The 26160-nt window shown below is 64.7% G+C and carries 26 protein-coding genes and 1 tRNA gene; 15 read left to right on the forward strand and 12 right to left on the reverse strand.

Annotated elements, in window-relative coordinates:
• Positions 1-32 precede the first annotated feature (32 nt).
• Positions 33-1721: an MFS transporter gene (locus tag I6F37_RS26740; protein ID WP_225153151.1), complete on the reverse strand. Its 1689-nt coding sequence runs from the start codon at positions 1719-1721 to the stop codon at positions 33-35.
• A gap of 137 nt (positions 1722-1858) precedes the next feature.
• Between I6F37_RS26740 and I6F37_RS26745 the strand changes: the two genes are divergently transcribed.
• From I6F37_RS26745 to I6F37_RS26775, 7 genes are all read left to right on the forward strand, one after another.
• The gene (locus I6F37_RS26745) at positions 1859-3220 is read left to right on the forward strand and encodes a hydrolase (protein WP_225153153.1); all 1362 of its coding nucleotides are present in this window, start codon (positions 1859-1861) and stop codon (positions 3218-3220) included.
• Between the two features lie 35 nt (positions 3221-3255).
• Complete coding sequence (locus I6F37_RS26750; protein ID WP_036002897.1) at positions 3256-4626, forward strand: cytochrome P450; 1371 nt, start codon at positions 3256-3258, stop codon at positions 4624-4626.
• A 50-nt stretch (positions 4627-4676) separates the two neighbouring features.
• Entirely contained in the window at positions 4677-6086 is a 1410-nt protein-coding gene (locus I6F37_RS26755) for an adenylate/guanylate cyclase domain-containing protein (RefSeq protein WP_036002893.1), read from the forward strand.
• 178 nt (positions 6087-6264) lie between these two features.
• Complete coding sequence (locus I6F37_RS26760; RefSeq protein WP_036002890.1) at positions 6265-6786, forward strand: TerB family tellurite resistance protein; 522 nt, start codon at positions 6265-6267, stop codon at positions 6784-6786.
• 188 nt (positions 6787-6974) lie between these two features.
• Positions 6975-7754, forward strand: coding sequence for an SDR family oxidoreductase (locus I6F37_RS26765; protein ID WP_225153155.1), 780 nt, complete (start codon positions 6975-6977; stop codon positions 7752-7754).
• 129 nt (positions 7755-7883) lie between these two features.
• Positions 7884-8678 (forward strand): glutamine amidotransferase, encoded by a 795-nt coding sequence (locus I6F37_RS26770; RefSeq protein WP_036024207.1) that lies wholly within the window; start codon positions 7884-7886, stop codon positions 8676-8678.
• 111 nt (positions 8679-8789) lie between these two features.
• Positions 8790-9602, forward strand: coding sequence for an enoyl-CoA hydratase (locus I6F37_RS26775; RefSeq protein ID WP_036002884.1), 813 nt, complete (start codon positions 8790-8792; stop codon positions 9600-9602).
• A gap of 122 nt (positions 9603-9724) precedes the next feature.
• On the opposite strand, the gene I6F37_RS26780 is transcribed toward I6F37_RS26775, so the two are convergent.
• Positions 9725-9800, reverse strand: a tRNA-Ala gene (locus I6F37_RS26780).
• A gap of 204 nt (positions 9801-10004) precedes the next feature.
• Between I6F37_RS26780 and I6F37_RS26785 the strand changes: the two genes are divergently transcribed.
• Genes I6F37_RS26785 through folD form a run of 3 tightly spaced genes read left to right on the forward strand, consistent with a single transcriptional unit; the run spans position 10005 to position 11571 of the window.
• Positions 10005-10295, forward strand: a complete 291-nt coding sequence (locus I6F37_RS26785) for a YggT family protein (RefSeq protein WP_036002872.1) — start codon at positions 10005-10007, stop codon at positions 10293-10295.
• A gap of 15 nt (positions 10296-10310) precedes the next feature.
• The gene (locus I6F37_RS26790; protein ID WP_051056859.1) at positions 10311-10676 is read left to right on the forward strand and encodes a DUF167 domain-containing protein; all 366 of its coding nucleotides are present in this window, start codon (positions 10311-10313) and stop codon (positions 10674-10676) included.
• Positions 10677-10686: 10 nt separating this feature from the next.
• Positions 10687-11571 (forward strand): bifunctional methylenetetrahydrofolate dehydrogenase/methenyltetrahydrofolate cyclohydrolase FolD, encoded by an 885-nt coding sequence (gene folD / locus I6F37_RS26795; protein WP_036002869.1) that lies wholly within the window; start codon positions 10687-10689, stop codon positions 11569-11571.
• A 104-nt stretch (positions 11572-11675) separates the two neighbouring features.
• Here folD and ppa read toward each other — a convergent pair whose 3' ends face one another.
• Both ppa and I6F37_RS26805 read right to left on the reverse strand, forming a co-directional pair.
• Positions 11676-12212 (reverse strand): inorganic diphosphatase, encoded by a 537-nt coding sequence (ppa, locus tag I6F37_RS26800; RefSeq protein WP_036002867.1) that lies wholly within the window; start codon positions 12210-12212, stop codon positions 11676-11678.
• Between the two features lie 179 nt (positions 12213-12391).
• Positions 12392-12901 carry a GNAT family N-acetyltransferase gene (locus tag I6F37_RS26805; RefSeq protein WP_024338772.1) on the reverse strand — a complete coding sequence of 170 codons (510 nt, stop codon included), beginning with the start codon at positions 12899-12901 and terminating at the stop codon, positions 12392-12394.
• 272 nt (positions 12902-13173) lie between these two features.
• On the opposite strand from I6F37_RS26805, the gene I6F37_RS26810 reads away from it, so the two are divergent.
• From I6F37_RS26810 to I6F37_RS26825, 4 genes are read left to right on the forward strand one after another with little or no spacing between them, the layout of a single operon-like run.
• Positions 13174-14073 carry a S9 family peptidase gene (locus tag I6F37_RS26810; RefSeq protein ID WP_036002862.1) on the forward strand — a complete coding sequence of 300 codons (900 nt, stop codon included), beginning with the start codon at positions 13174-13176 and terminating at the stop codon, positions 14071-14073.
• Positions 14070-14537: a DUF2269 domain-containing protein gene (locus tag I6F37_RS26815; protein WP_036002858.1), complete on the forward strand. Its 468-nt coding sequence runs from the start codon at positions 14070-14072 to the stop codon at positions 14535-14537. Before I6F37_RS26810 ends, I6F37_RS26815 begins: the two co-directional genes overlap by 4 nt.
• 8 nt (positions 14538-14545) lie before the next feature.
• Positions 14546-15865 (forward strand): SDR family oxidoreductase, encoded by a 1320-nt coding sequence (locus tag I6F37_RS26820; protein WP_036002855.1) that lies wholly within the window; start codon positions 14546-14548, stop codon positions 15863-15865.
• A 60-nt stretch (positions 15866-15925) separates the two neighbouring features.
• Positions 15926-16333, forward strand: coding sequence for a thiol-disulfide oxidoreductase DCC family protein (locus tag I6F37_RS26825; RefSeq protein WP_036002852.1), 408 nt, complete (start codon positions 15926-15928; stop codon positions 16331-16333).
• 22 nt (positions 16334-16355) lie between these two features.
• Here the strand turns inward: I6F37_RS26825 and I6F37_RS26830 are convergent, their stop codons facing one another.
• The 6 genes from I6F37_RS26830 to I6F37_RS26855 all read right to left on the reverse strand — a co-directional run bounded on the left by I6F37_RS26830 (position 16356) and on the right by I6F37_RS26855 (position 23194).
• Positions 16356-17600, reverse strand: a complete 1245-nt coding sequence (locus I6F37_RS26830) for an NAD(P)/FAD-dependent oxidoreductase (protein ID WP_036002850.1) — start codon at positions 17598-17600, stop codon at positions 16356-16358.
• A 101-nt stretch (positions 17601-17701) separates the two neighbouring features.
• Positions 17702-19528 carry a translational GTPase TypA gene (gene typA / locus I6F37_RS26835; protein ID WP_036002847.1) on the reverse strand — a complete coding sequence of 609 codons (1827 nt, stop codon included), beginning with the start codon at positions 19526-19528 and terminating at the stop codon, positions 17702-17704.
• A gap of 239 nt (positions 19529-19767) precedes the next feature.
• On the reverse strand, positions 19768-20052 hold the full coding sequence (locus I6F37_RS26840; protein WP_036002844.1) for a hypothetical protein: 285 nt from the start codon (positions 20050-20052) through the stop codon (positions 19768-19770).
• Entirely contained in the window at positions 20049-21494 is a 1446-nt protein-coding gene (locus tag I6F37_RS26845; RefSeq protein ID WP_036002841.1) for a radical SAM protein, read from the reverse strand. Before I6F37_RS26845 ends, I6F37_RS26840 begins: the two co-directional genes overlap by 4 nt.
• Positions 21491-22207, reverse strand: coding sequence for a prolipoprotein diacylglyceryl transferase family protein (locus tag I6F37_RS26850; protein ID WP_036002838.1), 717 nt, complete (start codon positions 22205-22207; stop codon positions 21491-21493). Before I6F37_RS26850 ends, I6F37_RS26845 begins: the two co-directional genes overlap by 4 nt.
• Positions 22208-22429: 222 nt before the next feature.
• Positions 22430-23194, reverse strand: coding sequence for a Crp/Fnr family transcriptional regulator (locus I6F37_RS26855; RefSeq protein WP_036002835.1), 765 nt, complete (start codon positions 23192-23194; stop codon positions 22430-22432).
• Positions 23195-23372: 178 nt separating this feature from the next.
• Between I6F37_RS26855 and I6F37_RS26860 the strand changes: the two genes are divergently transcribed.
• Complete coding sequence (locus I6F37_RS26860) at positions 23373-23753, forward strand: response regulator (RefSeq protein WP_225153157.1); 381 nt, start codon at positions 23373-23375, stop codon at positions 23751-23753.
• 4 nt (positions 23754-23757) lie between these two features.
• Here I6F37_RS26860 and I6F37_RS26865 read toward each other — a convergent pair whose 3' ends face one another.
• Positions 23758-24381, reverse strand: coding sequence for a hypothetical protein (locus tag I6F37_RS26865; protein ID WP_225148239.1), 624 nt, complete (start codon positions 24379-24381; stop codon positions 23758-23760).
• Positions 24382-24592: 211 nt separating this feature from the next.
• Entirely contained in the window at positions 24593-26134 is a 1542-nt protein-coding gene (locus I6F37_RS26870; RefSeq protein WP_225153159.1) for an alkaline phosphatase, read from the reverse strand.
• Positions 26135-26160: the final 26 nt, after the last annotated feature.

Consider the following 26160-nt stretch of genomic DNA (forward strand, 5'->3'; position numbering starts at 1 on the left):
ACCTTACGGCGCGCCCCGGAATGACGAGAGGACTACGTACTGCTTCCCGCCGCGGTCGCGACCACCGGCAGCACCTCGCTGTTGGCGCGGTCCGGCGTGTCGTCCTTCCAGCGCACCGAACCGAAGGGGCGCTCCAGCATGCGGCGGATCCGCACCGGCTCGGGACCGATGTGGAAATCGATCGCCTGCTGATGCAGCGCGCGTTCGGACTGGGTCGCACGGTTGCGCTGACGCAAATAGTCGAGCCAGGTCGGGCAGTGATAGCGCTCGGTCCACAGCTCGGGGTCGGCGATGTCGCGCGCGATCGACCAGCCATAGGCACCGTTGCGCTGGCGCGAGAGCTGCACGTCCTGCATCACGTTGTGGAACGCGCGCGCATTCTCTTGCGCAACCCGATATTCGATCTCGACCACGAGCGGGCCGCTGCGCCCTGTCAGCGACAGCCTCACCTCGGGATCGGCCAGCATGTCCGCATCCTCGTTGCGGGCGCCGACACGCGGCATCGTGAGCCAGATGCCGAGCAGCGGCGAGATCAGCATCAGGCCGGCCGAGGTCAGCAATGCGATCTCGACGCCGGCATAGTCGGTGAGATGGCCCCAGCCCCATGCGCCGATCGCGATGCCCCCGGCGATCGCGGCCTGGAAGGCTGCGAGCGAGCGACCGGCGACCCAGCGCGGGGCCGAGAGCTGCACGCCGATATTGAACAGCGCGATCGCCGCCATCCAGACTGCGCCGCCTAGCACCAGCGCGGCCGCCGTCAGCACCGGCTCCGTGCTCAAAGCGAGGGCGGCCATGGTGAAGGCCATCGTGATGGTGCAGGCGCGGATCGCGGCCTCGCCGCTCATGCGCTTGCGCAATTCGTGGATGTTGAGCGCGCCGATCACCGCGCCCATGCCGAAGGCGCCGAGCATGATGCCATACATCTGCGCGCCGCCATGCAGGAGGTCGCGCGCGACCAGCGGCATCAGCGCCATCACCGCGCCGCCGATCAGGCCCATCACCAGCGTGCGCAACAGCACGATCTTGATCGGCGGCGAATTGGTGATGTAGCGCACGCCCGAGACCATGGCGCGGTTGAGCTTTTCCCGCGGCAGGCGCGACACCTCGGTGTTGCGGCGCCAGAGCAGCAGCACCACCAGCAGCGGCAGATAGAGGATCGCATTGCAGGCGAATGCGGCCACCGCACCGAGCGCAGCGACGATGACGCCGCCGACCGCCGGACCGAAGCTGCGCGCGATGTTGTAGCTGATGCCGTTCAGCGCCACCGCGGACGCCAATGCCTCGGGCGGCACTTGTTCGCTGACCGAGGACTGCCAGGCCGGACCGAACAGCGCATTGCCGCTGCCGACGATGAAGCAGAAGGCGAGCAGCAATTCCGGGGTGATCAGGTTGAAGCCGGCCAGCACGGTGAGCACGCTCGCGCCGATCAGCGCGATCGACAGCGAAATCACACTGACGATGCGGCGGTCATACATGTCGGCGATGGCGCCGGCCGGCATCGAGATCAGCATGATCGGCAGCATGAGCGCGGTCTGCACCAGGGCCACCTTGTCTGCCGAGGCCGCCATCTGCGTCATCGCCCAGGCCGCACCCACGCCCTGGATCAGGAGGCCGAGATTGGAGAGCAGGCTGGCGAGCCAGATCCGCCGGAACACGGTGTACCGCAGGGGCGCAGTGATGCCGTCGGCGGCCAATTTCGGGCGGTTCGGCTGCTCGGTCATATCCCCTTCCATGTCGGATGGCAGAAGTGGTCGTGGTGATTCCGGCCAATTCAGTGATGCCCGCGAAAGTCCTTCGCTGTCCAGTGCTTAGGCCGGTATAAGCAGTGCAAAGAGCTAGGTTTGCCGGGGAGGAACAGATGAAGCTGTCGCGACGGACGATCTTGCAAGGGGCTGCGAGCGTGCCTTTCGCACTTGCGAGCTTGCGGACGGGCGCGCCGGCGCAGACCGCGCCCGCCACGGAGCTGCCGCCGATTCTGTTCGTCCACGGCAATGGCGATTACGGCGCGCTCTGGATGACGACGCTTTGGCGGATGGAGTCCAACGGTATCGCGCGCGATCGCATGATGGCGATCAATTTCACCGACCCGCTGGCGCGCAACGACGACAAGGTCGAGCAGGCGGGTCGCTCCTCGACCGAGGACCAGCGCCTCGAGCTCGCTGCCGCCATCACCGAGCTGAAGCGCCGCACCGGCGCAGCCCGCGTGGCGCTGGTCGGCAGCTCGCGCGGCGGCTACGCGATCCGTAACGTCATCAAGAACGGCGGCGCCGGTGATGTCAGCCATGCGGTGCTGTGCGGTACGCCCAATCACGGCGTGTTCGCAACAGACGACCAGCCGAACAACGAATTCAATGGCCGCGGCACGTTCCTGCGCGGACTGAACGAGGGCGAGAGTGAGGTGACGCCGGGAGTCGCTTTCCTCACGCTGCGCAGCGACGGTCTGGACAAATTCGCGCAACCCGATGGCCGCTTTATCGGCAAGCCCGGCATGCCGACCAATGTCACCGCCGAAGGGCCGGAGCTGAAGGGCGCCACCAATCTCGTGCTCGGCGCGCTCGACCATCGCGAGGTGGCGTTTCACCCGCGCGCGTTCCGCGAGATTTACAAGTTCATCGCGGGGCGCGAACCTGCGCGCATCGCGATCGTGCCGGAGACCAGCGTGAGATTGAGCGGCCTCGTCACGGGTACGCCCGGCGGCGTGCCGACCAATCGTCCGGTCGCGGGTGCAATCGTCGATGTCTTCCGTGACGATCCTGATACCGGGGAGCGCAAAGACGGTGCGCTGTACAGCTCGACAACAGGCTCAGATGGCCGTTGGGGGCCGGCGCAGGTCGATCCCGCCTGGTCGCTCGAATTCGTGCTGACCTCGCCGGATGCGCCGACGACGCACATCTACCGCTCGCCCTTCCCGCGCTCGTCCGAGGTTGTGCATCTGCGGCCCGCGCGGCCGCTCGGGCCGGCCGACAAGGCCGCCGGCGCCGTCGTGATCATGTCGCGTCCGCGCGGCTATTTCGGCCTGCCGCGCGACGTGGTGCTGCTCGACGGCAAGGAGCCGGCCGACGTCAAGCCGGGCGTGCCCACGGATGCGGCAGCCACCCTGCGGCTTCCCGCCACCGAGGTTGGCCGTAACATCGTGGCCCAATTCGGCGAAGAACGGATTGTGGCACGCGCCTGGGCTGCGTCCGAGAACCGGATTGCCATCGCCGAGCTGACTTACTAGCTATTTACCTGCGTCCCACCTTGCGGGAGAGAGCCATGAATATCGCCAGCGTGCGTCGGCCCATCACCCCTCCGGCTCCTCCGCGAGCGCCCGACGATATGTCGTTCTTCGGCCGGCTCGCGGTCATCAGGCAGAATATGATCGCGACCTGGGGTCAACGCGCCTACGAGGAAGAGGTCATTTCTGGCCGCTTCTTCTTCCGCAATAGCTTCATCCTGAACCAGCCGGACGCGATCCGGCACGTGCTGCTCAGCAATTACGAGAACTACACGCGCACGCCGGCCGGCATCCGCATGCTGCGCCCCGTTCTCGGCGACGGCCTTCTGATCGCGGAAGGTCATTCCTGGACGTTTCAGCGCCGCACGCTGGCGCCGGCCTTCACGCCGCGCGCGACCGCAAACCTCGTTCCGCACATGACGGCCGTGCTCGACGAAACCATCGCCAAGCTGGACGCGCAAACCGGTGAGCCGGTCGACCTGCGCGCGATCATGCAGCGCATGACGCTCGAGATCGCCGGTCGCACGATGTTCTCGTTCGGCATGGACCAGCACGGCGCAACCCTGCGCAACTTCATCATGGAATATGCCGCGCGGTTGGGGCGTCCGTACTTCCTCGACATGGTGCTGCCGGTGTCCTGGCCGAGCCCGATGGATTTTGCCCGCGCCCGTTTCCGCAAGCGCTGGACCGAGTTCGTGGCCATGCTGATCGCCGAGCGGCGTAAGGCGGGCAAGAAGGACGGTGCGCCGCCGCGCGATTTGTTCGATCTCATGGACGAGGCACGCGATCCCGAGACGGGCCAGGGCTTCTCCGACGAGCAGCTGGTCGACGAGGTCGCGACCATGATCCTCGCCGGTCATGAGACCACGGCGACGGCGCTGTTCTGGGCGCTCTACCTGCTCGCGCTCGATCCCGATACGCAGGAGGAGGTGGCGTCCGAGACCCGCGGCGAGCATCTCGACAGCATGGCCGACATCGATCGCCAGAAATTCACCCGCGCGGTGATCGACGAAACCATGCGGCTCTATCCGCCGGCCTTCCTGGTCGCGCGTGCCGCGCGCGATAGGGACAATGCGGCGGGCGTCGAGATCGGCAAGGGCGACATCATCATGATCGCGCCCTGGCTCTTGCACCGGCACGAGAAGCTGTGGGATCAGCCGAACGCTTTCATTCCAAAACGGTTCATGTCGCAGGAGGCGCCGGACCGTTTTGCCTACCTGCCGTTCGGCGCAGGTCCGCGCGTCTGCATCGGCGCACCGTTTGCCCAAGCCGAATCCGTGCTGGCGCTGGCGCGGCTGATCGGAGCGTATCGAATCGAGCTTGCCGACCCCGCGACCCCCGTGATCCCGCTCGGCGTCGTCACCACCCAGCCGGACCATTCACCCCTGTTCCGCATCACGCGTCGGTGACAGGCTCGCGTCTGGCCGCTGGCGTGACCCAGCCTACATAGAGTTCCGCCATGAGCGACATCCAGGCCCAGTTCTCCGTTCTGAAGCAGACCGCCGATTCCGTTGTGGTGGAGGCCATCGCGCAGCTGATCGCCAACGGTCATGATCGCGATCTCAACCGGATCAATGCGCTGGATTTTGCCGACCGGACCGGGCTCGACCAGGAGAAGGTCATTTCCGGCTTCCTGCACGCCTCGCGGCTCGGCCTGTTCGACATGAGCTGGAACGTGCTGTGTCCCGGCTGCGGAGGCGTGCTGGGCGCGCACGCCACACTGAAGTCGTTGAAGCACGACGACTACAATTGCGCGCTCTGCGCCGCCGGATACGAGGCCTCCGTCGACGAGATGGTCGAAGTGGCCTTCACCGTCAGCCCGCGGGTCCGCCGCATCGGTGCTCATGATCCCGACACGTTGCCGATCTGGGAGTATGTGCGGCAGATGTTCTGGAGCTCAGGCGTCGACATCAACGACGAATCCTTTTCCCGCCTGATCAACCAGGTAACGCTCGAAGCCCTCGAATTGCCCGCCGGCGAGAAGGCGATCCTCTCACTCAATCTGCCGAGCCAGTTCATCATCGTGTTCGAGCCGGTCACCCATTCCGCCCATTTCCTGGACGTTCAGGGTGAGCCGACCAGCGAGCGTCAGCAGCTGTCGATCATGTTCAACAAGCTGGAGGCGCCGACGGGGACCACCGTGATGCGCCCCGGACCGTTGCGTCTCATGCTCGAGAACCAATCGGACAGTCGCGTATTGCCCTCGGTCTGGATTGCCGACCACGCGTTGCACGAGATGATCGGCAAGCGCAAGCCGATCCTGACCGCCAAGCGCATGCTGTCCAACCAGACGTTCCGCGACGTCTTCAAGGCCGACAACCTCAATGTCGACCAGCGACTGAAGATCACGTCCCTGACGTTCCTGTTCACCGACCTGAAGGGTTCGACGGCGCTGTATGAGCGGGTCGGCGACCTCAATGCCTTCGACCTCGTGCGGGCGCATTTTCGCGCGCTGCTGGAGATCATCGCCGCCGAGAAGGGTGCGGTCGTGAAGACGATCGGCGATGCCGTGATGGCGACCTTCGTCAGGCCCGAGCACGCCATCACCGCGGGACTGCGCATGCGCGCGGCGATGGACGAATTGAACAAGCAGCGCGGCGCCAACGACCTCATTCTCAAGATCGGGATCCACGAAGGCCCCTGCCTCGCGGTCATGCTCAACGAGCGGCAGGATTATTTCGGCCAGACCGTCAACATCGCCGCCCGCGTGCAGAGCCTGTCGACCGCGCAGGAGATCCACATCACCGGCCCGGTGCTGGACGCTCCCGCAGTCGCCGAGGTGCTCGAGCAGCGCGCGATCAAGCCGATCCAGAAGCAGGCCGCGCTGCGCGGCATCGCCGACAAGATGGTGGTGTACGAGATACCGTGAGGCATCATTCGTCATTCCGGGTTCGATGCTGGCGCATCGCCCCGGAATGACCGTGAACAGATTGCCGAAACGTAATACGCGCGCGGAACTGACGCACGTTGCGCCGGTTGGGTTTCTTGCTCATATAATGCTGGTAACGGCCGCGCTCCTTGCGGCGTCATCAATCTCGGTAGGACCTATGCTCGACGGCTTGCGCCAATTCATCGCCGACATTGTCGGTCCCCAAGCCCAGGACCGCGCATTTGGCGACAGCGATTACCGGCTGGCCGCGACCGCGCTGCTGGTCCATGTGGTCTCGCTGGACGGCCAGCCGAGCGCGGCCGAGCAGCGCAAGCTGCACAGCCTGATCGAAAGCCATTTCGGGCTCGACCGCGGCACCGCTGACCGTCTCATCGCCGACGCCACCCAGGTCGAAGGCGAGGCCGTCGACCTCTATCACTTCACCAGCGTCATCATGCGCTCGCTCGACGAAGCGGGTCGCAAGCGGATCGTGCAGATGATGTGGGAGCTGGTCTATGCCGACGGAGAGGTCAGCGAGTTCGAGGACAATGTGGTCTGGCGCGCGTCCGACCTGCTCGGCATCTCCCAGCGTGACCGGATCGAGCTGAAGCACGCCATTGCGGAGCGTGCCGGTGGCCAGGTCAAGGATCGCGCCGTCGGACCGGTCCCCGGCGGATTGCCTGGCCTGCGAGCCACATGACGAAACTTTAATATAAGCCCGGCGGTCCCCCGCTTCTGCTGATTCGACTGCAAATACCGGTCTTTCCTGCTTCCACTGTCGCTCTCACAAGCAGCCATGCTGCCAGCGCCGCTTGCCTGGCGCGCACGGCTTATGCTCTCGTTCTGGTATTGCCGGGACCACAGACTTCGATTCAAGAGACTTCGATCGTGACTGAGCGGGTAACGTTGATCACCGGTGCCTCGGCGGGCATCGGGATGGAGCTGGCGCGTGTGTTTGCCGCCAATGGACATCGCCTCGCATTGACGGCGAGACGGGTGGATCGGCTCGAAGCGCTCGCGAACGAGATCGCCGCCAAGGGTGGCAAGAAGCCGATCGTGATCGCCTGCGATCTCGAGGACCCGCATGCCGGTGAGAGGATCGCCGCGGCACTTGCCGCCGAAGGCGTCGAGCTCGATCATCTCGTCAACAATGCCGGCTTCGGCGTATTCGGCGATGCCATCGAGCGCGATCGCGTCGCGCAGCTCGGTATCGTCGATGTCAACGTCCGCGCCCTGACGGATCTGTCGCTGCGCTTCGCCGATCAGCTCATCCGGAACAAGGGCGGTCTTCTCAATGTCGGCTCGGTTGCAGGCTTCCTGCCCGGCCCCGGCATGGCCGTGTACTACGCATCCAAGGCCTATGTGATTTCCTTCACCGAAGCATTGCGGGCGGAGCTCGCTCCCCGCGGCGTCCGTGTCACCGTGCTTTGCCCGGGCCCGGTCCCCACGGAATTCCAGGCCCGCGCCGGCGTTGGCTCGCAACACGATACGGCCATGCTCAACGTCTCTGCCGCCGAAGTTGCGCGGGAGGCGTATCGCGCTCTGATGGCCAACAAACGGGCAGTGCTGCCCGGCCTCGGCAACAAGATTGTGCCGTTCGCGCTGCGCTTCTTCCCACGCGGCTTCATCCTGGCGGCCACTAGCCGGTTCCAGCGGCAGCGGCGCTGAACGCCGCCGCCCGCGTCCGTAGTGGCCCGGAGCTTGCTTCCAGACGTGCGCGTGTGTGCGCAAACTCACACGATGTTAACCATCGCTTAGCTATGCTGGCGGTCTGAACCGATAGCACTCGCAGAGGCCATGTCGTTCCGGACGGACAGGTTTGGTGGCGCAGAGGTGGTCGCCTTCCCACAGAGGGCGGCGAGCGTCGCCGCCGCTGAAACCCGGCTGCCGGTTCTGATCGTCCTGCATCAGGAATGCTCGACACCCGGCCGCGTCGGCAATGCGTTGCGCGCGCTCGGCCACCGCCTCGACATCCGCCGTCCTCGCTTCGGCGATCCCCTGCCCGAGACGCTCGATCAGCATGCCGGGGCCGTGATCTTCGGCGGGCCGATGAGCGCCAATGATTCCGACGACTACATTCGCCGTGAGATCGACTGGATCGAAATTCCGCTCCGCGAGCAGCGCCCGTTGCTCGGCATCTGCTTAGGGGCGCAGATGCTGGCGATGCAGCTCGGGGCCCGTGTCGCGCCGCATGCGCAGGCGCTGACGCAGATCGGGTACTACCCGATCAGGCCGACCGCCGCCGGCCGCGCGCTCTGCCCGCACTGGCCGGCGCAGGTCTATCACTGGCATCGCGAGGGCTTTGAGCTGCCTGAAGGCGCCGACTTGCTCGCCGAAGGCGATGATTTCCCGGTGCAGGCGTTCCGCACGGGCAATGCTTTCGGCGTGCAGTTCCACCCCGATGTGACCTATGCGATGATGTGCCGCTGGACCACGCGCGGCTATGACGGATTCAGCGCGCCCGGTGCACGGCAGCGGCATCATCATTTCGCGGATCGCGCCGTCTACGATGTCGCCGAACGCGCCTGGCTCGATCATTTCCTCGACGGCTGGTTGGAGCGCCGGCCGATGCTGGCGCAAGCCGCCGAGTGATCGCGGCTTCGCGCAAGTCCTTGGCGCAAGTCCTTCTCCCATCCCGGGGTATGCTAGGCTCGCTTCTAACGAGCGCGTGCGAACGCGTGCCGGCAAACAAGGGAGAGCGTCATGGCCTACGAACACATTCTCTATGAGGTGAGCGACAAGATCGCGACCATCACGCTCAACCGCCCCGATCGCATGAATGCATGGACGCCGGTCATGGAGCGCGACGTGCGCAACGCGATGGAGGCATCGAGCGCCGACGACAATGTCCGCGTCATCGTCCTCACCGGCGCGGGCCGCGCCTTCTGCGCCGGCGCCGACATGGATGCGCTGAAGGGCCTCGATCCCAACGACGTCAGGCGCGCCTCGAACCTGCCGCCGTTCGACATGAATCGCCGGCCGGACTGGCAGACGCGGTACGGCTATTATCCTTCCATCAAGAAGCCTGTGATCGCCATGCTGAACGGCGCGACGGCAGGCATTGGACTGGTGCATGCACTCTATTGCGACCTTCGCTTTGCCGCCGACAACACCGTGTTCACCACCGCCTTCGCGCGGCGCGGCCTGATCGCCGAGCACGGCATCAGCTGGATGCTGCCGCGCATCGTCGGCCACGCCAATGCGCTGGATCTGCTGCTCTCGGCGCGGCGCGTGTCGAGCGAGGAGGCACTGCGGATCGGGCTGGTCAACCGGCTCTGTCCGCCGGAGAAGCTGCGTGAAGAGACGTATACTTACGCGCGCGATCTCGCCGATTTCGTCTCGCCGAGCGCGATGGCCGTGATCAAGCGCCAGCTCTACGAGGTGCCGTTCCAGACGCTGGCCGAGGCGACGATCGAGGCCAACAGGGAGATGATGGTGGCGCTGAACGGGAGTGATTTCAGGGAGGGCGTGGCGAGCTTCATGGAGAAGCGGCCGCCAAGGTTTACGGGGAGGTAGGGGGAGTTCACGGAGAGGGTCCGCCGTCGCCCTTCGGGCTATGGCGGGACAGCCTTCGCTCACTTCGCTACGAGAGAGCACGGCTGGCTTGCCTAGCCGTAGCTCGCGAAGCGAGCGAAGGCTGGTGGAGCCAGGCGGGATCGAACCGCCGACCTCGTCATTGCGAACGACGCGCTCTCCCAGCTGAGCTATGGCCCCTTTGCTGGCCGCTCTGGTGAACGCGGCCGACAACCGGGCGCCATTTAAGTCCCCGCCAAGGTCAAGTCAAGGACGGGCGTAACCCGGTTTTAGCTCTCAGGGTGCCGACTTCCCTTGTTTGGGCCTGACGGAACCGATATCTAGCAAACGGGGCGTCAATCCCGACCGAGCCAGAGTTTCCAAAAGCCAGAGGCCTCATAAGCCATGCGTGCCGTTCTCGACATCGTCATCATCGTGCTCGACCTCTACGTCTGGCTGCTGATCGCCTCCGCGATCCTGTCCTGGCTGATCGCCTTCAACGTGGTGAACACCCGTAACCAGTTCGTGTCGGCGGTGGCGGAGTTCCTCTACCGGATCACCGAGCCTCTGCTGGCGCCGATTCGCAATTTCCTGCCCAGCCTCGGCGGTCTCGACATCTCGCCGATCATCCTGATCCTGATCATCATGTTCATCGAGCGGGTGATCCTGTACTACATCTACCCGAACGTGGTCTAAGCGGGCGGGAGCGCCTTGGTTGCCAACAAGGAGCCTTGTTGTCAGGAGCCTTGCCCTAAGGACCCTTGGCGCTACTCGGCCGCAGGAATCAGCATCGCGCTGCGGGTGACGCCGCGCGGCGGCCGCGACGACATCGACGGGATCGAGCAGCTTTCGGATGGCCGCAGCGTGCTCAAGGTGCGGGTGCGCGCCATTGCCGATGGCGGCGAGGCCAACAAGGCCGTGCTGGCGCTGCTGGCGAAATCGCTCGGCGTGCCCAAGAGCAATGTAAAGCTGCTATCCGGAGCCACGTCGCGGCTGAAGCAGATCGCGGTCGACGGCGATCCGGCGCGTCTCGGCGAAACCCTGCGCCAGCTCACATCGGCCAAACCGACAGATTGAGAGAACGGACATGACCGCTGATATCATCGATGGAAAAGTCATTGCGGCGGAACTCCGTGGCCGCGTCGCCGAGGAGGTCGCCCGCGTCAAGCGCGAGCACAATCTGGTGCCAGGCCTTGCAGTGGTCCTGGTCGGCAACGACCCCGCCAGCGAAGTCTATGTCCGTTCAAAACACACCCAGACCCAGGCCGCGGGCATGGCCTCGTTCGAGCACAAGCTGCCGGCCGACGTCTCCCAGGCAGATCTGCTGGCGCTGGTCGCAAAGCTCAACCGGGATCCCGCCGTGCACGGCATTCTCGTGCAATTACCGTTGCCGAAGGGGCTGAACACCGAGGCCGTCATCAACGCCATCGACCCCGCCAAGGATGTCGACGGGCTGCATCCGAACAATGCCGGCCGGCTCGCCGGCGGCTTCGAGGCGCTGTCGCCCTGCACGCCGCTCGGCTGCATCATCCTGACCAAAAGCGTGCACGCCTCGCTCGAAGGCATGAACGCCATCGTCATCGGCCGCTCCAACCTGGTCGGCCGCCCGCTCGTGCAGTTGCTGCTGAACGAGAACGCCACGGTGACGATCGCGCATTCGCGCTCGCGCGACCTGCCTGGCCTCGTGAAGAAAGCGGATCTTGTCTATGCGGCGGTGGGCCGGCCAGAGATGGTGCGCGGCGACTGGCTGAAGCCGGGTGCGACCGTGATCGATGTGGGCATCAATCGCATCCCGAAGGAGGACGGCAAGACGCGCCTCGTCGGCGATGTCGCCTATCAGGAAGCGCTTGCCGTTGCCGGCGCGATCACGCCGGTGCCGGGCGGTGTCGGCCAGATGACGGTGGCGTGCCTGTTGGTGAACACGCTCCGCGCGGCCTGCGCGATCGCCGGCCTGCCGAAGCCGGCGGTGTAGTTGAGCGTCATTCCGAGGCGGCTCGCAGAGCCAAACCCGGAATCTCGCGCCCCGACCTCTGGATTCCGGGTTCGCTCTGACGCGCCCCGGAATGACCGTGCGGATCAGCCCTTCTTCTTCTTCTCGCGCTCGATGCCTTCTTGGATCAGCTGGTGCGCTTCCTCCGGGCCGCCCCAGCGCAGGATCTTCACCCACTTGCCCTTTTCGAGATCCTTGTAGTGCTCGAAGAAGTGCTGGATCTGCTGCAGCGTGATGTCAGGCAAATCGGAATACGACTTCACCTTGTCGTAGCGCTGCGTCAGCTTGGACGACGGCACCGCCAGGATCTTCTCGTCGCCGCCGGCTTCGTCCTCCATGAACAGCACCCCAACCGGGCGCACGCTCATGACGGCGCCGGGGATGATAGCGCGGGTGTTGATGATCAGCACGTCGCAGGGGTCACCGTCATCCGACAGCGTATGCGGGATGAAGCCGTAATTGCCGGGGTAACGCATCGGCGTGTAGAGGAAGCGGTCGACCACCAGCGTGCCGGCCTCCTTGTCCATCTCGTACTTGATCGGTTCGCCGCCCACGGGGACCTCGATGATGACATTGACGTCGTGGGGGACGTTCTTTCCGATCGAGACCGCATCGATACGCATTCAAGGCTCCGTTGTTGCCGAGGATAAATCGCGCCCGGCAGCGATTTTGGCGCTGTCATACGCGGGCTTGGCCCGCTGATCCATCGCGTTTTTGTGAAATAATGAATCCGGCGATCACCGGCGCAAGCGGCCTGCGGTATCGACGGATGGGAACGCTGCCCGGCTAGGGTTTCAGCAGCTCAATTGGTCCAAGCGAAGGCAACCTTGTCGAGCGCCTTCGGTCCGAAACGCTCCGACGAGCGCGCCACCATGCGACCACCCAGGGCGCGGTAGAACTCGGTAGCGGGATCGTTGTCCGAGAGCGCCCACACCACCATGCTCTTCAGCCCGCTCTGCATCAGGTCGCGGCGGGCGGCGGCAAACAGGCGGCGGCCGAAGCCGAGGCCCTGAAACTCGGGCCGCAGATAAAGCTCGTAGATCTCGCCGTCGAAATGCAGGCTGCGGGCCCGGTTGCGGCCGTAATTGGCATAGCCGGCGATCTTGTCACCGAACACCAGCACGCTGACACGGCTGCCCTTGCGGATCGCGCTGTCCCACCACTGCGGACCGCGGCGGTTGATCAGCTTCTCCAGCTCGGCGCCGGGAATGATGCCCTGATAGGCCGAACGCCAGGCTTCGTCATGGGTCGACGCCACCGCAGTTGCATCTGCGGCTTTGGCCGGCCGGACCTCGATCAGGGTTGTGCTCATGGACGCGATCAAACCAAGTCGCCGCGCCGGCGGCAAGACCTATCGTTAATTATCGGTTAACCTGTGGACTTTCTGCATCAGTATTTCAACCGAGTTGTGCCGAAAAAAGACAGGACGGCAACTCCGAGGGCACCTGCGTGCGTGCCGTCGGTGCAAAACTCCTGTTGCTTGCGGCAACGAAAGAACGGCAATGGGCACCGCAGAAAGTCCGCTCATTGTGATTCGTTCCTACTAGTGTGCCTGTCGCTGTTCTTGTTCGCCCTCGGCAATTCATGCGGCTCCTCAATACCATCGCGCTCCTGCCTCTGCTGGCCTTGCTGACCGCGCCGCCTCTGTGCGCAGAGGTCAGGTTCGGTCCATCGGGAGAGGAGGGCGAACCGTTTCGTCGGCAGGAATGGCGCGTGCCAACGCCGGATACCGATCTTGCTGCGCATGCCCTGCTGTTTCGCCCCTCGGGCCCAGGTCCGTTCCGGCTCGCGGTGATCGCACACGCCTCGACGCAGAACACGCTACGTCGGGTGCAAATGCCGCAGCCGGAATACCGCCCGCTCGCCGGCTATCTCGTCGCGCGCGGCTTTGCCGTGCTGGTGCCGGAGCGGCCAGGCCATGGTGCCACCGGCGGCCGCTACCTCGAGGATCAGGGCGGCTGCGGCGAGCCCGACTACACGCGCTCGGGCCGCGCAACGGCCGACGCAATCAAACTGGCGCTGGTCCAGCTGCAACAGCAGGATTTCATCCGCAAGGATGGCGCGATCGTGATCGGCCATTCCGCCGGCGGATGGGGTGCGCTGGCGCTCGCCGGTGCCGATCCGAAGGTGATCTCCGCCATCACCGTGTTTGCACCGGGACGCGGCGGCCATGCCAATGATGAACCGAACCGAATCTGCGCGCCGCACACCCTGCTCGCCGCCGCAGCGGAATTCGGCAAGACCGCGCGCATTCCCGTCACCTGGCTCGTTGCGCCCAATGACAGCTATTTCGCGCCGGCATTCTCGCAGAAACTCGTCGATGCGTTTCGCGGCACGGGCGGCAAGGCTGAGTTTCGCCCGCTGGCGGCCGTCGGCAGCGAAGGCCATTGGATGATCGAAACCGAAGCCGGCGTCAAAGCCGCCAGCGGCGAGCTCGCGCGGGCGCTGAACCCGCCCAAGCCTGTGGCGACCAAGAAGCCATGACGCTGTATTTCCTGGTCAAATTTGTACACGTCCTCGGAGCCATCGTCATTCTCGGCACCGGGACCGGCATCGCCTTCTTCATGCTGATGGCGCATCGCACGCAGGACCCGGAGTTCATCGCCCGCACCGCTTCGGTCGTGGTCATCGCGGATGCGATCTTCACGCTGTCGGCCGTGATCCTCCAGCCGGTCAGCGGCGGCGTGCTGATGATGCTGTCGGCGACCTCGATCACGGAGCGCTGGCTGCTGGCCTCACTCGCGCTCTACGCGATTGCCGGCTTGTTCTGGGTGCCGGTCGTGTTCATGCAGATCGAGATGCGCGACCTCGCGCGCAAGGCTGCTGCGCAGCGCAGTGCGCTCCCACAGCGCTATTTCGTGCTATTCCGCCGCTGGTTCGCGTTCGGCTTCCCCGGCTTCGGCGCGACGATGGCCATCCTGTGGCTGATGATCGCGAAACCGTTTTGAGAGAAGCGATGAGTGAGCGAACCGTTTTGGTGCTCGGCGCCTCCGGCCTGATCGGCCGCTTCGTCACCGACGATCTGCGCACGCGGGGCTTTCGCGTCGTCGGCGTGGCGCGGAGCCTGTCGCCGGCGCAGAGGATGAGCGCGCTGGACATCGAGCTGCCGATCCTCATCCTCGACACGGCCGCGCTGACGCGTCTCCTCAGCGAGCACGCGGTAGACGTCGTCGTGAACTGTCTCGGCGTGCTCCAGGATGGCCCCGGCAGCAACACGAGCGCGGTGCATCGCGATTTCGTCGCGCGACTGCTTCGGGCGATCGGCGGCAGCGGCCGCGCAATCCGGCTGGTGCACATCTCGATCCCCGGCTCCGCGGAGGCGGACCGCACCGCCTTCGCTACGACCAAACGCGAGGCCGAGCGCCTGATCGGGGCTAGCGGCATTCCTCATGCCATCCTGCGGCCCGGCTTCGTGGTCGCACCGTCAGCCTATGGCGGTAGCGCCATGCTCCGCGCGCTTGCAGCCTTTCCGATCGATTTGCCGGCCAAGGACATGGCAACGCCATTTCAGCCCGTGGCGATCGAGGATATTACGGCGACCATCGCCTGGCTCGCCGCGCGCGACATCGACGATGCCTCGTTGAGGGCGGTGAGCTGGGACCTGATGCAGGCCGAACCGATCACCATGGCCGGCGTCATCAAGCCGTTTCGCCATGCGTTCGGCACGGACGGCTGGCCGCGCATCGCGATGCCCCGCTTCCTGCTCGATCTCGGCGTGAAACTCGGCGATGTCGCCTGCTATCTCGGCTGGACGCCGCCGATGCGCTCGACCGCCATTGCCGAGCTGCGTCGCGGCGTGACTGGCGATCCGTCAGCGTGGAGCGCCGCGACGGGTATCGCGCCGAAGCATCTGGCTGAGGCGATCGGACGCCATCCTGCCAGCATCCAGGACAAATGGTTCGCGCGCCTGTTCCTGGTCAAGGCGCTGATTTTCGCAAGCCTGGTCGCGTTCTGGGTCGTCTCCGGTTTCATCGCCTTGTTCGTGTCCTACGGTGCCGCCGCCGGCATTTTGACCGCGCACAACTTTCCGCCCGCGCTGGTTGATCCCATCACCATCGGCACCAGCCTGATGGACATGAGCATCGGTGTCTTGATCGCCTTCCGCCGAACGGCTGCGATCGGCTTGGTCGCGGGTATTTTCGCTTCGCTCGGCTATATGCTGGGCGCGGCGATCCTGACGCCCGACCTCTGGATCGAGCCGCTTGGCGCGCTGGTGAAGACCGGGCCGGCGATCGTCTTGATGGTCGTCGCGCTCCTGATGCTGGATAACCGATAGCGTTTTCGAGCGAAGTGGATTCCGGTTCGCGTGAAGAAAACGCGTCAAAAAGAGAGTCTGATGCCCAAATGGCCTGAGGACGACGTCATTCTGTTCGACGGCGTCTGCATCTTCTGCTCACGCTGGGTCCGCTTCGTCGCCAAGCGCGACACGGCGAGGCAGTTTCGGTTCACGCCGATCCAGTCGGATTATGGCGCCCGGCTCGCGCGCACGTTCGGCATCGACCCCGATGATCCCGACACCAACGCGGTTGTCCACGGCGGCGAGGTGTTCATGAAGTCGGATGCTGTGCTGACGGTGCTGTCGCAACTCCCAGGCTGGCGCTGGGTGCGCGCATTATTCGTGTTGCCGAAGCCGCTGCGGGATGCGGTCTACAGCCTCGTCGCGCGCAACCGCTATCGCATCTTCGGAAAGTATGACCCCTGCTTCGTGCCAGATGCGGATTTGCGAGCGCGAGTGATCGAGTAGCCCGCAATGACGGAGCTTGCAGCTAAGGCTTGCCCAGAGCCGCCAGCACTTCCTTCGCCGCCCGCTCGCCGCTGTCCCGTGCACCATGCGCGGTCGTGAAGAAGGTCGGCGACGTCGCCTCGCCCGCGAAGAACAGACGTGCATCCACCGGCGCAGCCAGCACGGCACGGTCGCCGGCATGGCCGGGCAGCGCATGCGAATACGACCCCCGCGCAAAGGGATCGCGGGCCCAACGCGATTCATACAGCGGCTTCAGCTTGCGGCGGATATCGTTGCCGAGAAAACCCGCGATCTCGCTGATGGCTTGGGCGGCGATGGCACCGTCGCCGGCATCTTCCAGCGCGCGGGAAAAGCTGCCGCCGAAAAAGCCCTCGATGCAGGGCTGGCCGAACGGGCGGATGTGATAGGTGCCCATCTCCGTGCGCATGGTGGCGCCGCGTAGATTGCCTTCTGTCGGAAAGGTCTCGGCGTCATCGAGGGCCAGCGTCACCTTATCGTCGACGCCGAGCGGCAGGCCCGCCGCTGCGTTCACCTTTGCGGGGAGCGGCGGCGAGAAGCGGATGGCTTCTTCCGCGATGAGATTGGTCGGCACGGTGACGATCGCCTTGTCCGCGGTCAGCGCGCCCCGCGACGTCTCGATGTGGACGCGTTTGTCCGAATGATCGATCAGCGCGACATTGCAATTCAGCGCCACCGGGCAGGGCGCACCATAGGCCGCAATCAGCGCGCCATAGCCGCGGCGGACGCGCCAATTGAAGTTGGTGTCCTCATAGGCGTCCCAGTCCAGCGTCGACATATCCTTCAGCTCGCACCCGTTGATATAGGTCGAGATCGCGTCGATCATCGGATTCCAGCGATTACCGGGCTCCAAATGCGAGCTCGCGGCCTCGTCCTTACCTGTTTGCGCCGCTTCCCACAGACGCTCATAGAACGCGTCCATTGCGCGCATGAAATCGTCGCGCTCGCTTTCCGGAAAGGCATTGCCGTAGGCCCGCTCGCGCCAGGGCGGCAGGTCCTTGTTGAGCTCGAAACCGAGCTGTCGCGCGATCGGCACGAAAGAGTTCTTGTCGGCCGAATGCAGCCAGCCGCAGCCGACGTCGAACGTCACCTCGGGTGAGGCCTGCACCGTCCAGGCCCGGCCGCCGAGCCGGTCACGTGCCTCCAGCACGATGACGGAGAGGCCACGGCCCGCCAGCGCGTGCGCCGCGCCGAGGCCGGCGGCACCAGCGCCGATGATCGCGACGTCGACGGAGGAGGGGAGGGACATGAAAAAGCGAATAGTGAGTGGCGAATGGCGAATAGAGTATCGGAACTAGGGCCTGTGGCCAAACGGCCCTATTCGCTACTCGCCAATCCCCATTCGCCCGCTTACGCCACCGCTTCCTTGGCCTTTTCCGCGCGCTTGCGCTCGTTCGGGTCGAGGTGCTTCTTGCGCAGGCGGATCGACTTCGGGGTGACCTCGACCAGCTCGTCGTCCTCGATATAGGCGAGCGCCTTTTCCAGCGTCATGCGGATCGGCGGGGTCAGGCGCACCGCCTCGTCCTTCGAGGTGGTGCGGATGTTGGTGAGCTGCTTGCCCTTGAGCACGTTGATCTCGAGATCGTTGTCGCGGGTGTGCTCGCCGACGATCATGCCGCGATAGACCTTCCAGCCCGGCTCGATCATCATCGGGCCGCGATCCTCCAGCTTGAACATGGCGTAAGCCACCGCTTCGCCCTGGTCGTTGGAGATCAGGACGCCGTTGCGGCGGCCCTGGATCTCGCCCTTGTAAGGGGCATAGCCGTGGAACAGGCGGTTCATGATCGCGGTGCCGCGGGTGTCGGTGAGCAATTCGCCCTGGTAGCCGATCAGGCCGCGGGTCGGCGCGTAGAACACCAGGCGCTGACGATTGCCGCCGGAGGGCTTCATCTCGATCAGCTCGGATTTGCGCTCGCTCATCTTCTGCACGACGACGCCGGAATGCTCCTCGTCGACGTCGATCACGACCTCCTCGATCGGCTCCATGGTGGCGCCGGTCGCTTCGTCCTTCTGGTAGACGACGCGCGGACGCGACACCGAGAGCTCGAAGCCTTCGCGGCGCATGGTCTCGATCAGGATCGCGAGCTGGAGTTCGCCGCGGCCCGACACTTCCATCGCGTCCTTGTCGGCGGATTCGACGACGCGCAGCGCGACGTTGCCCTCGGCTTCGCGCAGGAGACGGTCGCGGATCATGCGGCTCGTCACCTTGTCGCCTTCGGTGCCGGCGAGCGGGGAGTTGTTGACGATGAACGACATCGACACGGTCGGCGGATCGATCGGCTGCGCCGGCAGCGGCACCTCGACGGTCGGGTCGCAGAAGGTGTCGGCGACGGTGCCCTTGGTGAGGCCCGCGATCGCGACGATGTCGCCGGCTTCGGCTTCATCGAGCGGGGTGCGCTCGAGGCCGCGGAATGCCAGGATCTTGGTGATGCGCCCGGACTCGACCAGCTTGCCGTCGGCGTTCAGCACCTTGACCTGCTGGTTCGGCTTCAGCGTGCCGGAAGAGATGCGGCCGGTGATGATGCGGCCGAGATAGGGGTTGGCTTCGAGGATGGTACCGATCATGCGGAACGGACCTTCCTCGACCTTCGGCGGGGCGACGTGGCGCAGGATCAGGTCGAACAGCGGCTCCATGCCCTTGTCCTGCGGACCTTCGGGGCTATCCGCCATCCAGCCCTGCTTGGCCGACCCGTAGAGGATCGGGAAATCGAGCTGCTCCTCGCTGGCATCGAGCGCCGCGAACAGGTCGAACACCTCGTTGATGACTTCGGTCGGGCGCGCGTCGGGGCGGTCGACCTTGTTGATGACGACGATCGGCTTGAGGCCGACCTTGAGCGCCTTGGAGACCACGAATTTGGTCTGCGGCAGCGGGCCTTCGGCGGCGTCGACCAGCACCAGGGCGCCGTCCACCATGTTCAGGATGCGCTCGACCTCGCCGCCGAAATCGGCGTGGCCGGGGGTGTCGACAATGTTGACGCGGGTGTCCTTCCACTGCACCGACGCCGCCTTGGCCAGGATGGTGATGCCCCGTTCGCGCTCCAGATCGTTGGAATCCATGGCGCGATCGGTCACCTTCTGGTTCTCGCGGAACGTGCCGGACTGCTGCAGGAGTTTGTCGACCAGGGTCGTCTTGCCGTGGTCGACGTGGGCGATGATGGCGACGTTACGAAGATTCATGAGTGAGCTTCTTTGCGGTCGAACAATGGGTTAAGCGCGATCTCGCCGGTCGGACCGGGACCTCTTCTCGAAACAACGCTGGAAGACTGGAAACGGGGCGCTTTCCGCCCAAAAAGGAAGCCCGGCCATATCAGACCGGGCGCCCTGCGCGTTGCGGCGCAATATATGCAAAAACGGCCAAAAAACAATGTGTTCTTTGACCGTTGGTTGACTGAATTTTGTCCGGGAATCCCCGGGGCTTAGGGCTGGGTCGGGGGGTGAGCGGGGACCCTGCGCCCCTTGATGGCCGCCCAGATCATGGCGACCCCGCCGATGCCCACGACCAGTCCCAGAAGGACGAACGGCGCGATGTCGCCAGCTATCTTGCCGTCCTCGAACATCGACACTCCGCCGAACAGCAGCGCGCAGACACCCGGCAGCAGCATGAAGATCCCGGCGATCGCCATCAGGGCGGTGAGGCAGCCGCTGCGAGCTGGGTCGGGCGTTGGTGCGGGTGGTAGAACCGGCGGTGGCGTGTCGCTCATCGTGGTGCCTCCTCGGTTTGCCTCGCCTCGTGATAGGTCTGCCCCTCGAGCCCGGCGCGAATCCGGGAGATGGCGCCATTCCGATAGAACAGATTGTAGGTGTCGAACGGGATGATCGCCCCCTGCTCGGTCACGAAATGGATGCAGCTGCGCTTGACGTTGCCGACGCAGAAATTGAAGCGGTCGAGAAACTGCACGATGGTGACGCGGAAGACGTTTTCGTAGGTGAGGCCGTCCGGCACCTGAAAGCTCGGCAGGCAGCACAACAATTCGCAGACGCGCTCGGACGTGTTGAGGGGCCCTGAGGAGAGCGAGAACAGGTCGATGAACTTTTCCCGCAGCATCGGATACTTTTCCGGGCTGATCGTGTTTGGCATCACCGCAACCAGCTGCTCTTGCGGAATCAACGAGGTCAGCGGCAGCACCTTCTCGCCGTTGCGCAGGCCATAGCCGATCGAGATGCTCTCGGGGTTGCAGGGCAGCGGGATCATGTCCTTGTCCCCGAACACGCCAGTCTCAACGACGCGCTTGCGGATCTCCGACAGCATGATGCGGTCGGTATTCTTGTCGAAGCTCTCGTTGCGGCCGGCATCCTGGACCGGCTGCAATGTCACCCCGCGCACGCACGTCCAGGTCAGCGCGTGGCGCACGATGTCGCCGATCTCGGAGTCGTTGACGCCGCGCTTGATGGTCGCGACCAGCGTGGTCGAGATGCCGTAATGCTCGAGATTCTCCAGCGCTTGCTGGCGGATTTTTCGCAAGTCCGCGCCGCGCAGATTGATCAGCGCGTCGCGCTGCAGCGAATCGAATTGGAGATAGACTTCCAGCCCGCGCTTGTTCTCGGCGAGCCGCGCCACGAAATCCTTTTCGCGGGCGATGCGCAGGCCGTTGGTGTTGATCATGACGTGGCGGATCGGCCGGGCGCGCACGGCGTCCAGGATCGCGAAGAAGTCGGGATGCAGCGTCGGCTCGCCACCGGAAATCTGCACGAGATCGGGCTCGCCCTCGCTCGCGACCAGCGCGTCGAGCATCTTCTCCACCGTCGCGAGCGGCGTGAATTTGGTTCGTGCCGGCGAGGACTCCGCAAAGCAGACCGGGCAGGTGAGGTTGCAATGCTCGGTGATCTCGATCAGCGCCAAGCAGGAATGCTGCTCGTGGTCGGGACAGAGGCCGCAATCATAGGGGCAGCCGAATTGGGTTCGTTCCTGGAATTGCAGCGGCCGGTCGCCCGGCTTGATGAAATCCTTGCACAGCCGCCAATAGGCGGCATCGGTCGACACCAACGTCGATTGCACGCCGTGCTCCCTGCAACGCTTTTCGTACCAGACCTCGTTGCCGAGAATCTGGATCTTGGTCGGAACCAGCTTCAGGCAGGTCTCGCAAACAGATTGGGTCTGGCCCCAGAAGATGTAGGGGCGCGACTTACGCAGCGGCGCGTTCATGCAAGTGACTCGTTTTGTAAGCGTCTCGCTTGGGGTGCCGTCGCGAGCATGAATGCGGCGTAGAGCAGGACGGACAGCGACAGTAGGTGAAACAGGGTCAGGGGCCCGACCAGCGTGCCATAGGGCTTGAGGAATTCCCATAGGAAGCGCTGCATTCCGTAATAGGCGAGCACCAGGTAGAAACCATTGATGATCGTGAACGCGTTCCGGTTCAAGACCGCCACCACATAGGCGAGCGCGAACAGGGCCATGGCCGCGCTCTCGTAGAGCTGCACGGGATGGCGGCGAACGCCGTCGCCGAAATCATGGCCGAAGGGCAGCGCCGTCGGCGTGCCATAGGTGAAATCGTCGAGGCCCGCGAGGTAACAGCCGATCCGGCCGATCGCGATGCCGAGCGCCAGCGGCAGCGCGAAGCGCGCGCCGGTTCGCACCGTGACGCCTGCGGACCATTTGTAGAGCTCGATTCCCACGATGCCGCCGGCCAGCCCGCCCTCGACCGAGCGCGCAATGCCGCTTTGCCCGGACAGCCACAGATTGGCGGAGCCGAACAGATAGGCGCCAAGGCCTGCGCCAAACACCAGCGTGGCGATATAGGGCAGCGCGAAGGATTGCGAGGGAAACTGCAAGCCCCGTCGCGACAGCCAATAGACGGCGGCAGCCGCCGCCAGCCAGGCCAGAATGTCGAAGAGAGTGTGAAGGAAAGCCCCGCTCATGCGGGGCCAGTATAGCACGGCTACGTTCAAACAGCGCGATGCGCATGATTGCGCCCTCTCCCCTTGTGGGAGAGGGCATCACCGCTCGCAGACACAGGCTCACTGGGGTGAGGGGTGTCTCTCCGCATACTCATTTGCAAGTGTGAGCGCGGAGAGAACCCCTCATCCGGCGCTTCGCGCCACCTTCTCCCACAGGGGGAGAAGGAAGAAAGCAAGAACCGCTTACCCGGCCTCCCGCTCCTCGGTCGGATAGACCCCGCGCAGCACCTCCTCGAAATGCATCTTCACCGCATCGTTGCACAGGCAGGCGCGCAGCCTCAGGCCGTCGCGGTTGCGGACGAGGATCGAGCCGCGCCGCGTGTCGAGCACGCCTTCGGCCTTGAACGACTGAAGCACGCGGCTGGCATAGGAGCGGCCAACGCCGAGCAAAGTCGCGAGCTGTTCGTGGGTCAGCGGCACACTGGTCTCGTCGCCGGTCCGCTCCATCGCCGCCAGGATCCATTTGGCGGTGCGCTGCTCGATCGAATGGATCGCGTTGCAGGCGGTCGACTGGAAGATCTGGGCCAGCATGCAATCGGCATAGCGGGCAAAGACGTTGCGCAGCGACGCCGAGCGCAGCTTGGCCGCTTCCAGCTTGGCAACGTGAATGCGCGCAAACGGTCCGCCGAATTTGACGCAGATCCGGGTATAGGCCGGCAGAAACCCCTCGCTGACGATGCCGCCCACCGCGCCTTCGCGGCCGACCAGAATGGTTTCGACGTCGCGGCCATCCTCGTTGGGGACGAGGAAAGTCGCGAGCGACGGGCCGCAGGGGAAGTGGACCACCTGCACGTCATCGCCGGGATTGTAGAGCAAGTGCCCGGCTGCAGAGTCCTCGACGGTCACGTGCGGCGCCACGAGGCCGTAGTCGACCTGACTCAAACGCCGCAGCAGATTGTTGGCCGGCCGGCTCTCGACCTCGGTGATCTTGCCGATACGCGCATCCATTCTGAACTCCCACCCTTCCTCCCACCTTAGCGAGTTCCATCCGTTTCCTGTGTGCACAAGTGGACAGACCAGAGAACGATGATGTGGTGAGTTTCGTTCCGGGAACCCCCCGATGCGCTGCGCGCAGGCATCGTGTCGCGGCAGTCCTGATCCGAAAACCTCGAACCAAGATGCGATCATGGCACCCGCAAACTGCAATGGAACAGGCTGGCCGGCCGATGTTCTGATCGTCGAGGACGATCCGATCATCGCGATCGATTTCGAGGATCGCCTGCTCGGATTTGGTGTGGCCGCCGTGCGGACCGCGGGTTCGGTGACGCAGGCGTTGAACGCCATCGCCAAACGGACACCCGATTTCGCGCTGCTCGATGTCGAGCTGATCCGCGAGACGAGCTTTGCGATCGCCGAGCGGCTGATCGCGCTAAAGGTTCCGTTCGTGTTCGTCACCGGCTACGGCGCAGAGGCGCGCATTCCGTCCGAACTGGCGGGCCGGCCGCGGCTGCAGAAGCCGTGCTCGAGCGAGGCGCTGGAGGCGGCGCTGCAGGCACGGGACACCTGATCGCCTATTTGCCGGAGCGAATGCAGAGCTCGGCGAGGTCGGTCTCGACGCCCTTGAAGAAGGTGTGCGGAAACGGCGCCGGCGATGAGGCCTTCCTGATCGCCGCACTCTGCGCAATCGCCTCTTGATCGGACAATTGCAGGAAACGTTTCAGCGCCTTCGAGCGACTTTTCCTGGCGAACGTCTCCAACCGCTCTTCCGTTGCATCGGTCGGATTGAGACGGAGCAGAGCTTCGTTGCCTGTCTGCAATGGATAGACCCCTCCAAGTTTCACGCGGGCGATCACGTTGTAGCGGTCGAAATGCTCGAAGATCAAATCCAGGATCTTCGCCTGACGTATCGGCTCTTCCATCGCGAGATAGCGCTTCACATCCGGATTGCTCTTCAGGCTTTCCAATTCGGCTGCGCCGGCAAATGGATTGTCGGAGATCTGCCGGTCGATGAACGCCGATGCGCCTTCCAACATGCGCGTGCCCCATCTGATGACGATATCGCGGCCGCGCGGTTCGAGCTGGTCGGCAGCCAACCCCTTATCCGTCAGACATGCCGGGTCGGCGCTTGCGCGCAGTGACTTGCCGAGCTCGGCGGTCAGCGCCTTGCCGTAAGGCGAAGCGAGGGCCTCGCGCACCAGCGTCGCTCTGTCCTGAGCCTTCTCTTGGGTCTGCGCGCATGTGGGGGATGCTGCGCTCAGCAGCAGCGCGATAACGATCGTTGGGCGGCTGAACGGCACGGTATCAACTCGAACATGGCTCGGACGGCATCACGCCCTCGAAAATGCGCTGGCGCTCGCAATTGTCGTCCGGGCCGGCCGGAGGGTTCATCCGGCTTCGAATTGGCCGTCACGCAAGCTTCGGATCGAGCGTGGTCGACCACAGCGCGACGTCGGCGCGATCGCGCAGGGTCACCGTCATCCGGCCGGACGCGCCGTCGATCTTGACGTGACCAAAGAACTGCATGCCCGCGGACGGCGGCAGATTCTGGCTGTCCTTGCCCGGCGCCTTGATGAAGCGCACCTCGGGGCCAAAGGTATTGTCGAGCGCGTTCGGGCCGAACGTGCCCGCGTGCAGCGGGCCCGAGACGAACTCCCAGAACGGCTCGAACTCCTGAAATTGCGCCTTGTTCGGATCGTAATAATGCGCGGCGGCGTAGTGCACGTCCGCGGTCAGCCACACCGTGTTGCTGATCGGCGCCATCTTGATGAAGCGTAGGATGTCGGCGATCTCGAACTCGCGGCCACGCACCGGGCCGTCGCCCTGCGCAACGGCTTCCGAGCCGCCCTTCGGCGTGTCGGAGACGATCAGGCTGATCGGCATGTCCGATGCGATCACCTTCCATGTCGCGCGCGAATTCAGCAGGCCGCGCTTGAGCCAGGCGATCTGCTCCGGGCCGAGGAAATAGCTGGCGGGGCCATAGGCGGTTTCGAGATTGGCGCCGTTCGGTGCGCGATAGCTGCGCTCGTCGAGCACGAATACGTCGAGATGCGGGCCGTAGGAGATCTGGCGATAGACGCGGCCGGGTTCAGTGATGCTCTCCCGCATCGGGTACATCTCGTGGAAGGCCCGGCCCGCGCGGGCTGCGAGCAGTGAGATGTCGCGCACCTTGTAGGCGGCCGGCAAGTCTTTCGACAGCGACCAGTTGTTGGTGACCTCGTGGTCGTCCCACTGCACGAAGACCGGCACCTCGGCATTGAAGGCGCGGAGATTGTCGTCGGTGAGATTGTATTTGTACGCGGCGCGAAACTCGTCCAGCGTCTCGGCGACCTTGGCCTTCTCCGGGATGGTCAGATTCTTCCAGATCTTGCCGTCGGCGAGCTTCACCTCGGATTGGATGGGACCGTCGGCATAGATCGTGTCGCCCGAGTGCAGGAAGAAATCCGGCCGGTGCTTGCGCATGGTCGAGAAGGTGACCATGCCGCCGTCGTCGGAATTGATGCCCCAGCCCTGCCCTGCGACGTCGCCGCCCCAGACGAAGCTGACGTCGCGGCGGTCGGCCGGCGCGGTGCGGAAGCGGCCGGTCACCGCCTCGCCCTCGATCGCGCTGTGGGAGAGATCGCGGAAGCGGACGCGGTAGAAGATGTCCTGGCCGGCGGGTAGATTTTCGACCAGCATCTTGGCGGTGAAGTCGCTCTCGGGCAGCGCCGCAATCGGCGGCAATGCCCGGGCGTCCCTAAAGGACTCGCTCGTGGCGACCTCGACCAGCATCTGCGATGGACAGTCGGCGCGCGCCCACACCACGCCGCCGTCGACGGTGATGTCGCCCGCTTGCACGCCGTGGGTGACTGCCGGCCGGTCGGCCGCGCGCGAAAGATACGGCATCGCCAGCGTGCCGAGCGCACCGGCGCTGCTGGTGAGGAAGCGGCGGCGGGAGAATGTGATGGTCATGAGGCTCCGACCCCGGGGCTTGCGAT

This window comes from Bradyrhizobium sp. NBAIM08, assembly GCF_020193935.1.
GTDB lineage: Bacteria > Pseudomonadota > Alphaproteobacteria > Rhizobiales > Xanthobacteraceae > Bradyrhizobium > Bradyrhizobium yuanmingense.

Excerpts from the sequence above, each read along its gene's own strand:
- I6F37_RS26775 (WP_036002884.1), top strand. The coding sequence starts at position 8,790 with ATGGCCTACGAACACATTCTCTATGAGGTGAGCGACAAGATCGCGACC.
- I6F37_RS26815 (WP_036002858.1), top strand. The coding sequence starts at position 14,070 with ATGACGCTGTATTTCCTGGTCAAATTTGTACACGTCCTCGGAGCCATC.
- I6F37_RS26855 (WP_036002835.1), bottom strand. The coding sequence starts at position 23,194 with ATGGATGCGCGTATCGGCAAGATCACCGAGGTCGAGAGCCGGCCGGCC.
- ppa (WP_036002867.1), bottom strand. The coding sequence starts at position 12,212 with ATGCGTATCGATGCGGTCTCGATCGGAAAGAACGTCCCCCACGACGTC.
- I6F37_RS26860 (WP_225153157.1), top strand. The coding sequence starts at position 23,373 with ATGGCACCCGCAAACTGCAATGGAACAGGCTGGCCGGCCGATGTTCTG.
- I6F37_RS26840 (WP_036002844.1), bottom strand. The coding sequence starts at position 20,052 with ATGAGCGACACGCCACCGCCGGTTCTACCACCCGCACCAACGCCCGAC.
- I6F37_RS26870 (WP_225153159.1), bottom strand. The coding sequence starts at position 26,134 with ATGACCATCACATTCTCCCGCCGCCGCTTCCTCACCAGCAGCGCCGGT.
- I6F37_RS26785 (WP_036002872.1), top strand. The coding sequence starts at position 10,005 with ATGCGTGCCGTTCTCGACATCGTCATCATCGTGCTCGACCTCTACGTC.
- I6F37_RS26770 (WP_036024207.1), top strand. The coding sequence starts at position 7,884 with ATGTCGTTCCGGACGGACAGGTTTGGTGGCGCAGAGGTGGTCGCCTTC.
- I6F37_RS26810 (WP_036002862.1), top strand. The coding sequence starts at position 13,174 with ATGCGGCTCCTCAATACCATCGCGCTCCTGCCTCTGCTGGCCTTGCTG.
- I6F37_RS26745 (WP_225153153.1), top strand. The coding sequence starts at position 1,859 with ATGAAGCTGTCGCGACGGACGATCTTGCAAGGGGCTGCGAGCGTGCCT.
- folD (WP_036002869.1), top strand. The coding sequence starts at position 10,687 with ATGACCGCTGATATCATCGATGGAAAAGTCATTGCGGCGGAACTCCGT.
- I6F37_RS26820 (WP_036002855.1), top strand. The coding sequence starts at position 14,546 with ATGAGTGAGCGAACCGTTTTGGTGCTCGGCGCCTCCGGCCTGATCGGC.
- I6F37_RS26845 (WP_036002841.1), bottom strand. The coding sequence starts at position 21,494 with ATGAACGCGCCGCTGCGTAAGTCGCGCCCCTACATCTTCTGGGGCCAG.
- I6F37_RS26755 (WP_036002893.1), top strand. The coding sequence starts at position 4,677 with ATGAGCGACATCCAGGCCCAGTTCTCCGTTCTGAAGCAGACCGCCGAT.
- I6F37_RS26760 (WP_036002890.1), top strand. The coding sequence starts at position 6,265 with ATGCTCGACGGCTTGCGCCAATTCATCGCCGACATTGTCGGTCCCCAA.
- I6F37_RS26825 (WP_036002852.1), top strand. The coding sequence starts at position 15,926 with ATGCCCAAATGGCCTGAGGACGACGTCATTCTGTTCGACGGCGTCTGC.
- I6F37_RS26740 (WP_225153151.1), bottom strand. The coding sequence starts at position 1,721 with ATGACCGAGCAGCCGAACCGCCCGAAATTGGCCGCCGACGGCATCACT.
- I6F37_RS26750 (WP_036002897.1), top strand. The coding sequence starts at position 3,256 with ATGAATATCGCCAGCGTGCGTCGGCCCATCACCCCTCCGGCTCCTCCG.
- I6F37_RS26850 (WP_036002838.1), bottom strand. The coding sequence starts at position 22,207 with ATGAGCGGGGCTTTCCTTCACACTCTCTTCGACATTCTGGCCTGGCTG.
- typA (WP_036002847.1), bottom strand. The coding sequence starts at position 19,528 with ATGAATCTTCGTAACGTCGCCATCATCGCCCACGTCGACCACGGCAAG.
- I6F37_RS26805 (WP_024338772.1), bottom strand. The coding sequence starts at position 12,901 with ATGAGCACAACCCTGATCGAGGTCCGGCCGGCCAAAGCCGCAGATGCA.
- I6F37_RS26830 (WP_036002850.1), bottom strand. The coding sequence starts at position 17,600 with ATGTCCCTCCCCTCCTCCGTCGACGTCGCGATCATCGGCGCTGGTGCC.